Here is a 10140-nt window from a genome sequence, read left to right on the forward strand (position 1 = left end):
AGTGCCGAACGGCACGCTGGGTGGTGTGAGAGGGACCTAGTCTCTACTCGATCGTTGTCCGGATGACCACTGGGCGGATAAGCGGTCTATTCGTCCTCCGGTTCACTCTGGGCTTCCAGATTTCTGGCTTCTTCCAGATAAACGCAGAGATAGTCTGCTTCTTCCTGAGACGTATGCCAGCTTGTGACAAACCGGATGATGATGTCGTCATTCCACTGCTCCCAGACTTCAAAATCCACCCGGGTGGACAGATATTCATATTCCTGCTGTGTCACCACCACAAAGATCTGATTGGTCTCGCTGGTCAGCAGGAGCGGATACCCCAGCTCCTTGACCTTTTCCTGAATCCCCTGCGCCAGCTCATTGGCATGACGAGCATTGCGGTACCAGGCATCCTCTTCAAACAGCCCGATGAACTGCAGCCCCAGCAGCCAGCCCTTGGCAAGCATGGCACCGCTCTGTTTTTCCGTGAAACGGAAATACGGCTGAAGCTTGCGGTTGGTGATCACCAGCGCCTCTCCGAACAGTGCACCGTTTTTGGTGGCACCGATCGTAAAGGCATCGCACCAGCCAGCCAGATCATTCAGATCGTAATCCACCCCGGATTCCAGGGCATTTCCCAGTCTGGCCCCGTCCATGATCAGATACAGCTGGAATTCATCGCAGATTGCCCGCAGATCCTCCAGCTCCTGACGGGTGTAGACTGTACCGAGCTCCGTGGCATTGGAAATATATACGGCTCTTGGCATGACCATGTGTTCAAAACTCAGCTGAAACTGGCTGTGGGCTTTTCTCAGAGCAGCAGGCGTTATTTTCCCGGAGGCATCCGGCACGGTGATCACCTTGTGTCCCGTGGCTTCCACCGACCCTGTTTCATGAACGGCAATATGACCAGTATCCGGGGAGTACACCCCTTCATATGGCCGCAGGATGTGCCGCAGGATGGTGAGATTGACAATCGTGCCGCCTACCAGAAAGTGAATCGCCGGATCATGGTCCGGCATTCTGGCAGCCAGCAGTTCTCTGGCCCGCTGACAGTACTGATCCGTGCCATAGCCGGGATTGTCTGCATCATTGGCTTCCTGCAGCAGTTCCATGATCCGCGGGATGCATCCCTGGCCATAGTCATTTCGAAAAAATAGCATAACCTCTCCTTCTTCCCTTCCGGAAATCCGATGGGACTGATTTGTTTTTGAGACAGATGTATTATACAGGCCGGCATGAAAAAAGAACAGATGAGGCTTGATCCCCATCTGTTCCTGTTTTCTGTCTGATGCAGCTGAGTCAGTCTTTCCGGCTCAGGCCCATGGGCTGATCCATGAAAATCCGTTCATCCATGATTTTCAGATCATCCGCAATGGCCGGACGGAAATCCATCTGTGCCAGGACATCCTTTTCCAGATCAATGCCCGGCGCGATTTCCGTCAGCGTGAATACGCCGTCCCGGAGTTCAAACACCGCGCGTTCCGTGATGTACATGACTTTCTGACCGGCTTTTTTCGCAAAATCCGCAGAGAATGTGATCTGTTCCACATCATTCTTGAATTTCTTGACCTGTCCTTCGTTCAGGATTTCCAGGGTTCCGTCCCCGAATTTTTCCTTCAGACCCTTCGCTGTGAAGGTCCCGCAGAAAATGACAACCGGTGTGGACTGGGTAATGTTGATGAAACCGCCGCAGCCTGCAATGCGGGGACCAAACCGGGATACATTGATGTTTCCGGACTTGTCGCATTCCGCCAGTCCCAGGAAGGCTTCATCCAGACCGCCGCCATCATAGAAATCAAAGAGAGCGGGAGAATCGACCGTTGCTTCCGGATTGGTGGCGGCGCCGAATCCCACACCGCTGGCCGGAACACCGCCGACGTTGCCGGCTTCCACCGTCATCTTCAGACCGGTGATTCCTTCTTCATTGGCGACATTGGCCACACCCTCCGGAATGCCGATGCCCAGATTCAGAATCGCGTTGGGCACCAGCTCCATGGCTGCCCGGCGGCTGATGACCTTCCGGGCGTTCAGCGGCATGGGAGTCAGGGCATCCAGCGGTTTTTTGATCTGACCGGAGAATTCCGGCTTGTAGGGATCCATATACGTCTGCCAGTGGTTGTCCGGTGTTCCCTTTACGATGTAATCCACCATGATACCAGGGACTTTCACGTCCTTGGGGTTTAGTGTGCCGTTCTGCACAATGTCTTCCACCTGAGCAATCACGATTCCACCGGTGTTCTTCACAGCCTCCGCCATGGCCAGGGCTTCCAGGAAAGCCGCTTCCTTCTCCATGGTGATGTTTCCGTTTTCATCGGCATAGGTACCCCGGATAAAGCCAACGTTGATGTTTTTGAAGGGTTTGTACCGCAGATACTCTTCCCCGTCGATTTCCATGACTTCCACCAGATCTTCATCGGTGATGTCATTCATCTTGCCACCCTGCAGACGGGGATCCACGAAGGTGTTCAGACCGATCTTTGTGATGACGCCGGGACGGTTTGCCGCGATTTCCCGCAGCAGCTGCGCCAGGGTGCCAATGGGCAGGTTCCAGGCTTTGACCTTATTTTCCGTGACGAGTTTCTGCAGTGCAGGCACCAGATTCCAGTGACCGCCTACGATGCTGCGCAGCAGGCCTTCGTGAGCCAGATGGTTCATGCCAAGTCTGTCACTGCCATCGCCTACATTTGTGGGAAAAAACAGGTCCAGGTTTTTCGGAGAACCGGTTTTCAGAAATCTGTCTTCCAGGGCATAGGTCAGCTCCTGAGGGTGACACATTCCAATGAAACCGCTCATGACGATGCGGTCACCGTCTTTGACCAGCAGAGCAGCTTCTTCCGGTGTAATGACTTTTGACATACTACTTGTTGGAGAACTGCTTGTCCTTGACCTTGTTCAGGAAGCAGTCCATACCGTAGGTCTGGTCTTCTGTGGCGAAGCAGTCGGAGAAATCCTTCACTTCTTCCGCGATGCCTTCGTCAATGGTTTCATTCAGACCGTTGTTGATGGCTTTCTTTGCCTGCGCAACAGCCACCGGTGCATTTTTGGCGATGCCGCCAGCCATTTTTTCCACAAAGGCCATCAGTTCTTCCTGGGGAACCACTGCGTTGACCAGACCGATTTTCTCGGCTTTGTCAGCCTTGATGTTCCGGGCAGTGTAAATCATTTCCTTGGCGATGCCGGCGGGAACCAGACGGACCAGACGCTGGGTTCCACCAAATCCCGGGGTAATGCCCAGACCGACTTCAGGCTGTCCGAATACTGCATTGTCAGCTGCAACACGGATGTCGCAGGCCATGGCCAGTTCACAGCCGCCACCCAGAGCAAAGCCGTTGACTGCTGCGATGACCGGGCAGTGCAGCGTTTCGATTTCACGGAAGATCTTGTTTCCGTAAGCGCCGTATTCCGCAGCTTCTTCCACAGTCTTGTCCTTCATTTCCGCAATATCTGCACCGGCAACAAATGATTTGTTTCCGGCACCGGTGATGATCAGGCAGTATGTATCGTCATCATTTTTGACTGTGCTGACCGCTTCTTCCAGATCCTTCAGAACTTCTGTGGACAGGGCGTTGAGCGCCTTGGGGCGGTTGATTGTGATTTTGGAAACGTGACCGTTTTTTTCAAGAATGACATTTTCCATTTGATTTTCCTCCTTTGCTCCATGAGCATTGATGGGATATGAGGGTGCATGCAGCCTCATATTGATAATAAAGAGGCGAAAGACATTGTCCTTGCGCCTCTGAATCCAGACATATTTGACCTGCTCAAGCCTGCGCACAGACTGGCCGCAGGGCGGATCTGCCTGTTGTCAGGCGGCTACTTCTTGTAGTTGTAGAAGCCTTCTCCGGTTTTGCGGCCCAGCTTGCCTGCACGTACCATCTTGCGCAGCAGCGTGGAAGCCCGGTATTTGGAATCGCCTGTTTCGCTGTACAGCACATCCATGATGGCCAGAACAACATCCAGACCAATCAGGTCGCCCAGTGCCAGGGGACCCATCGGGTGGTTGGCACCGAGCTGCATGGCTGTATCGATGTCTTCCACGGAAGCAATGCCTTCCTGCAGAATCACGGTACCTTCGTTGATCATCGGAATCAGGATGCGGTTTACCACGAATCCGGGGCCTTCATTGACTTCAACAGGCGTTTTGCCGATTTCCTTGGAAATCTCCAGAATTGTGTCCTTCACTTCAGCGGGTGTGTTGGCGCCGGAAATGACTTCCACCAGTTTCATGCGGTCAGCCGGGTTGAAGAAGTGCATGCCGATGACCGGGTGCTTGATGCCGTTGGCAATCTCGGTTACAGACAGACTGGATGTGTTGGTGCCGAAAATTGCATCTTCCTTCACGATCTCATCCAGCTTGCTGAAGAGATCCTTCTTGACGGGCATCTGTTCCAGAACCGCTTCCACGATCAGATCGCGGTCAGCCAGGTCTTCGTATACACCGGCTTTCAGGTTTGCTTTGGCAGCATCTGCTGCTTCCTGGGTGATTTTTCCCTTGGCAACGAGTTTGTCCTTGCCGGCAAAAATCTTGTTGACGCCGTTTTCAGCCCATTCTTTTTTTACATCGACAACGATAACGTCATTGCCTGCTGTGGCGAATGCATTTGCGATGCCCTGGCCCATGGTGCCGGCACCGACTACTCCTACTTTTCTTGTCATTGTTCTGCTTCCTTCTTCCTCTGTGAATTAAGCGGCTTTTGCCTTTTTGATTTCTTCAACCAGCAGCGGCATGACTTCTTCGATCTTGCCCACAAAGCCCAGGTTGGCGATCTTGAAGATTTCCGCTTCCGGGTCACGGTTGATGGCGATGATGAAGTCGGATTTCTCCATGCCGGCTACATGCTGCACAGCCCCGGAGATACCGCAGGCGATGTACAGGTTCGGACGGACAGTCTTGCCGGTCTGACCAACCTGAACAGCCTTGTCGGCAAAGCCGTCTTCCACAACCGCACGGGTCGCACACATTTCGCCGCCCAGTTCTTCCGCAACCTGTTTCAGATAGTCCAGGCTTCCTTCAGCACCACGGCCGGCACCGATCAGAATGTCGGCTTTCGTGATGTCCACGCCTTCCGCTTCCTTGGGTTCCACTTCCAGAATCGTGACTTCCGGTTCCGTTGTTTCCCATGCCGGCGCAAATTCGATCACTTCGCCTGTGCGGCTTTCGTCTACAGGCGCCATGTCGAATACTTTCGGACGGATGGTTGCCATCTGCGGACGTGTGTTCGGACATACGATGGTACCGAACAGGTTGCCGCCGAATGTCGGACGGGTAACCAGCAGCAATGCTTCGCCATCCTTGACTTTGTCCAGATCAATTGCGATCTTCGTGGCATCCGCTGTCAGACCTGCATTCAGGCGGGCAGCCACACGGGGTGCCAGGTCACGGCCTTCCACAGTGGCACCTGTCAGAAAGCTGTCCGGCTTGAATTCGTTGACTACCTGTGTCAGGGCATCTGTGTAGAACTGTGTGTTGTAGTCCTTCAGCAGAGGATCATCCACCACGATCACTTTGTCTGCGCCATGGGCAATGACATCCTGTGCCTTGTCCTTTACGCCGCTGCCCAGCAGGACGCCAACCACGTTGAATCCCATTTCGGGCATGCTGGCGACAAGCTTGCGGGCTTCGGAAATCAGTTCATAGCCGACATCCGCAATGTTTCCGTCTTTCTGTTCGACAAAGACATAAATGTCCTTGTATCCATCAAATTTTGCCATTGGTGATGTCCCCTTCCTACTTCTTGATCAGCTGCTTTTCCTTCAGGGCAGCTGCGATCTTTTCCGCAGTTTCCGCTGCAGGCAGATCGAATGTTTCCGTCTTGGCGGATACGTCTTTTGTGAAAGTGGCGTGAACCTTCGTGGGAGAACCAGCCAGACCCACCACTTCCAGAGGCAGATCCAGATCATCGAATGTCATGGTCTGAACCGGCTTGCCGAAGGATTCAACAATGTCCACGCAGTTCATGTAGCGGGGCTTGTTCATGCCGGAAAGTGTTGTCAGCACAGCAGGCATTTTGCTTTCCAGAATCTGTTCTTCATCTTCCAGCTGCTTGCGGACCTTCACTTTTTCCGGTGTGAGTTCAATGATTTCATCCACATAGGTGATCTGGGGAATGCCCAGACGTTCCGCAGTCTGCGGACCAACCTGTGCGGTGTCGCCATCAATGGCCTGACGGCCTGCAATGATCAGATCGAATCCGATCTTCTTCAGTGCGGCAGCCAGGGTACGGCTGGTGGCGCAGGTGTCGGCGCCGCCCAGACGACGGTCAGTCAGCAGAACCGCACCATCCGCACCGCGGGCGATGCATTCCTGCAGCATGCCTGCAGCCTGCGGGGGACCCATGGAAAGCACAGTCACTTTCACATCCGGGTTTTTGTCCTTCAGTTCCAGCGCAGCTTCCAGACCTGCCAGATCATCCGGGTTGATGATGGAAGGCACGCCGTCGCGGACCAGAGTTCCAGTATTTTTGTCTACCGTGATTTCAGTTGAATCCGGTACCTGTTTTGCCAGTACTACGATATTCATGATCGATGATTCCTCCCTACTTCAGCATGGCGCCGGAGATGACCATGCGCTGCACTTCCGATGTACCTTCGTAGATCTCGGTGATCTTGGCATCACGGAACATGCGCTCAACCGGCAGATCGCGGGTGTAGCCGTAACCGCCCATCAGCTGGATGGCCTTTGTGGTAACGTCCATGGCGGTTTCTGCGGCAAACAGCTTTGCTTCTGCTGCCAGCACTGTGTAAGGTTTGCCCTGTTCCTTGGCCATGGCAGCCTGGTAAACCAGCAGTCTTGCGGCATCAACTGCAGTCTGCATGTTGGCCAGCTGGAACTGTGTGTTCTGGAACTTGGCAATGGGACGGCCAAACTGCTTTCTGGCTTTTACATAGGGGATGACTTCGTCAATGGCACCCTGTGCAATACCCAGAGCCTGGGCGGCGATGCCGATGCGTCCGCCGTCCAGCGTCTGCATTGCGATCCGGAATCCCTGACCTTCCTTGCCCAGCAGGTTTTCCTTGGGAACCCGTACATTGTTGAAAATCAGTTCGCTTGTGGCAGAACCGCGGATACCCAGCTTCTTCTCGTGCTGACCAATGGTGAATCCCGGTGTGTCCTTTTCCACGATGAATGCGGAAATGCCCCGTGTGCCCTTGGATTTGTCTGTCATTGCGAAAATGATGTAGACATCAGCCTCACCTGCGTTGGTGATGAAGATTTTCGTTCCGTTGATGACATAATCGTCACCGTCCTTGACCGCAGTAGTCTGCTGGCCGGCAGCATCGGTACCGGCATTGGGCTCGGTCAGACCGAAGGCAGCCAGCTTTTCACCGGAAGCAAGCGGACGCAGATACTTTTCCTTCTGTTCCGGCGTACCGAACTGTGCAATGGGCCATGTGCCCAGGGACGTGTGAGCCGAAAGAACAACGCCGCTTGTGGCGCACTTCTTGCTCAGCTCCTCTACTGCAAGGATATAGCTGAGGTAGTCGGCACCGGCTCCTCCGTATTCCTTCGGATAAGGAATGCCCAGCATTTTTGCGTCTCTCATGACCTGAACTGCTTCCTTCGGGAAACGTTCGCTTTCATCAACGTCCGCTGCGTTTTCCTTTACTTCATTTTCCGCTACTTCGCGGAACAGCTTCTGCATCAGCTTCTGCTGTTCTGTCAGATTAAAATCCATTATGAAGTTCTCCTTTCCATACATGAACTTGCATTGGCAGGCACACAAAAAAGCTTTTCACTGTTTTACATGCGACTCAATTTTACAGAGCGCTTCCATTGAAGTCAATGACAATTGAGAACAATTTCACAATTTCTGATATGATGTTTCCCAAAATTTGTAAGGGGAATTTTCAAATTGTGCAATTAATCACAAATCGGTTTGACACCACTTTCGGCGGGCGTTACTATCATAAAGGACTCTCTAACCGAGTAGAAAGAGGACATTTTATGAACAAAGCCTACATCGTCGCTGCCAAACGTTCCGCCATCGGCACGTTCCTGGGCAGCCTGACAAATGTTCCTGCCGCTGAGCTGGGAGCCACTGTTCTCAAAGCAGCCATCGCCGAAGCAGGCATCGAACCCAAGGACATCAATGAAGTCATCATCGGCAACGTAATCGGTGCCGGCCTGGGCCAGAACATTGCCCGCCATATCTCTCTGGATGCCGGCATTCCCGAAAGCGTGCCCGCACACTCCATCAACATGGTCTGCGGATCCGGACTGGAAGCCATCATTGAAGCCACGATCCGCATCCACGCAGGCTGGGGCGATCTGTTCGTAGCCGGCGGCGTGGAGAACATGTCCGCAGCTCCCTATCTGCTGAACGGCAAAAACCGCACCGGTACAAAGATGGGCAACCAGACTGTGGTGGATGCCATGACCTATGATGCCCTGACAGATGCCATGAACAATGTGCACATGGGCGTTACAGCAGAAAACATCGCGAAAAAATATAACATTACCCGGGAAATGCAGGATGAATTTGCCCTGGCATCTCAGGAAAAAGCCCTGAAAGCCATCGCCGACGGCAAATTCAAGGATGAAATCGTCCCCATTGAAATCAAACAGCGCAAGGCAACTGTTGTCTTCGACACAGACGAGCACCCCCGTGCCACATCCCTGGAAAAACTTGCCAAGCTGCGTCCCGCATTCATCAAGGACGGCACAGTAACAGCCGGCAACGCCTCCGGCATCAACGACGGCGCTTCCATGTGCATCGTGGCCAGCGAAGAAGCCGTGAAGAAATACAACCTGAAACCCATCGCTGAAGTCATCGGCTGCGGACAGGGTGGCGTTGATCCCCTGTACATGGGTCTGGGCCCCACGCCTGCAATCCTGAACGCCCTGAAGCAGGCTGATCTGAAGCTGCAGGACATGGATGTCATCGAACTGAACGAAGCCTTTGCATCCCAGTCTCTGGGTGTCGTTCACGAACTGGTGGAAAAGACAGGCATCGACCGTGATGAACTGCTGAAGATCACCAACGTAAACGGCGGCGCCATTGCCCTGGGTCACCCGGTAGGCGCATCCGGCAACCGGATTTTCGTTTCCCTGCTTCACGAAATGCTGCGTCAGAAAGCCACCTACGGTCTGGCCAGCCTCTGCATCGGCGGCGGTATGGGCACCGCAGTGGTTGTCAAGAACTGCGAAGACTGATATCAATATCCAAACACACCGAAAAAGACTGGAACCACACATTCCAGTCTTTTTTGTATCGTCATGTATCGGGTCTTCTCAGCCTTTACCCCACAGTCCAGAGACACCGGATCTGATTCTTCAGTTCTGTCCATGTTCTACCAGCCTCTGATCAAACGGCAGGTCCTGTGCCTGCAAACCAGCTGCCTGGGCAGCCACTTCAAGGAAACGCCGCTACATCCCAAACCGTCCTCAACATAACAGTTCTCCTCCGCCCACTGCACCAGTACAACTGGTGAATCCTGTCCCAATGCCATCACCGTTGAAGCACACCCCGCCACTCCAGTTGACTCCGCACCATAAGGTGTATCTTTCCATTCCTGATTTGTCTGAAACTGCACTGGATACCCATCACTGCTGCTTTCCGTCAAAGCAGGTGTTCCATCCCGGGATCCGGTCATATCCTCTGGTACGGTTACTCTGTGGATCAGGACTAAACCCATGACCACAGCCCCAGGAAGGCAAAGGCAGCCAGCATAATACCACCCATGTGACATCCTTTCTTTCTGAGATTTTCGTTCATGATCCCAGTATCCCTGTGAAATCTTTCGCGCTGCCTATTGAAATGATTGCCATTTCCTTGTATTCCGACAACTGTTTTTGAAACACAGACCACTGCCGATGGGGCCTGCGGCCCTGGGCAGGGCCCGGATCAGATGACTGTGCTGTCTGCATGTATTCCGGAATAAAAGAAAAAACCGATACCCTCTCGGATACCGGCTTTCTCAGTGGCCATGTGTTATTTTTGCCTTTCGGCTATCGTCACCGCAAGAGAGCTTGACTTCTGTGTTCGGGATGAGTACAGGTATTTCCTCTCTGCCATGATGACCACTTCTGGATTCATATCTCCACCAGTCTCTGAAAACCATACTCGATATTTCTTCCCGTTTCCTGTCTTCCGCAAAGCTGCGGGCTCTTACTTCTCTTTCGATCAAGTCCTCGACCGATTAGTGCCAGTCAAC

8 protein-coding genes and 1 rRNA gene are annotated in these 10140 nt (G+C 53.3%); 1 reads left to right on the plus strand and 8 read right to left on the minus strand.

The window, feature by feature from the left end; translation table 11 throughout:
- Window positions 1-86: 86 nt before the first annotated feature.
- From QZ305_RS11100 to QZ305_RS11130, 7 genes are all read right to left on the minus strand, one after another.
- Window positions 87-1145 carry a low specificity L-threonine aldolase gene (locus QZ305_RS11100; RefSeq protein ID WP_294732010.1) on the minus strand — a complete coding sequence of 353 codons (1059 nt, stop codon included), beginning with the start codon at window positions 1143-1145 and terminating at the stop codon, window positions 87-89.
- Window positions 1146-1284: 139 nt separating this feature from the next.
- Window positions 1285-2841, minus strand: a complete 1557-nt coding sequence (locus QZ305_RS11105) for an acyl CoA:acetate/3-ketoacid CoA transferase (RefSeq protein WP_294732011.1) — start codon at window positions 2839-2841, stop codon at window positions 1285-1287.
- Window position 2842: 1 nt separating this feature from the next.
- Window positions 2843-3622, minus strand: coding sequence for an enoyl-CoA hydratase-related protein (locus QZ305_RS11110; protein WP_294732012.1), 780 nt, complete (start codon window positions 3620-3622; stop codon window positions 2843-2845).
- Between the two features lie 176 nt (window positions 3623-3798).
- Window positions 3799-4641, minus strand: coding sequence for a 3-hydroxyacyl-CoA dehydrogenase family protein (locus QZ305_RS11115; RefSeq protein ID WP_294732013.1), 843 nt, complete (start codon window positions 4639-4641; stop codon window positions 3799-3801).
- A gap of 27 nt (window positions 4642-4668) precedes the next feature.
- The gene (locus tag QZ305_RS11120) at window positions 4669-5697 is read right to left on the minus strand and encodes an electron transfer flavoprotein subunit alpha/FixB family protein (protein WP_294732015.1); all 1029 of its coding nucleotides are present in this window, start codon (window positions 5695-5697) and stop codon (window positions 4669-4671) included.
- Between the two features lie 16 nt (window positions 5698-5713).
- Window positions 5714-6505, minus strand: coding sequence for an electron transfer flavoprotein subunit beta/FixA family protein (locus QZ305_RS11125; protein ID WP_294732017.1), 792 nt, complete (start codon window positions 6503-6505; stop codon window positions 5714-5716).
- A 16-nt stretch (window positions 6506-6521) separates the two neighbouring features.
- Window positions 6522-7661 (minus strand): acyl-CoA dehydrogenase, encoded by a 1140-nt coding sequence (locus QZ305_RS11130; RefSeq protein WP_294732018.1) that lies wholly within the window; start codon window positions 7659-7661, stop codon window positions 6522-6524.
- Window positions 7662-7930: 269 nt separating this feature from the next.
- Between QZ305_RS11130 and QZ305_RS11135 the strand changes: the two genes are divergently transcribed.
- Entirely contained in the window at window positions 7931-9139 is a 1209-nt protein-coding gene (locus QZ305_RS11135; RefSeq protein ID WP_294732019.1) for an acetyl-CoA C-acetyltransferase, read from the plus strand.
- 765 nt (window positions 9140-9904) lie between these two features.
- Here the strand turns inward: QZ305_RS11135 and rrf are convergent.
- Window positions 9905-10011 (minus strand): 5S ribosomal RNA (gene rrf / locus QZ305_RS11140).
- Window positions 10012-10140 lie beyond the last annotated feature (129 nt).

This window comes from uncultured Faecalibaculum sp., assembly GCF_910588395.1.
Lineage (GTDB): Bacteria > Bacillota_I > Bacilli_A > Erysipelotrichales > Erysipelotrichaceae > Faecalibaculum.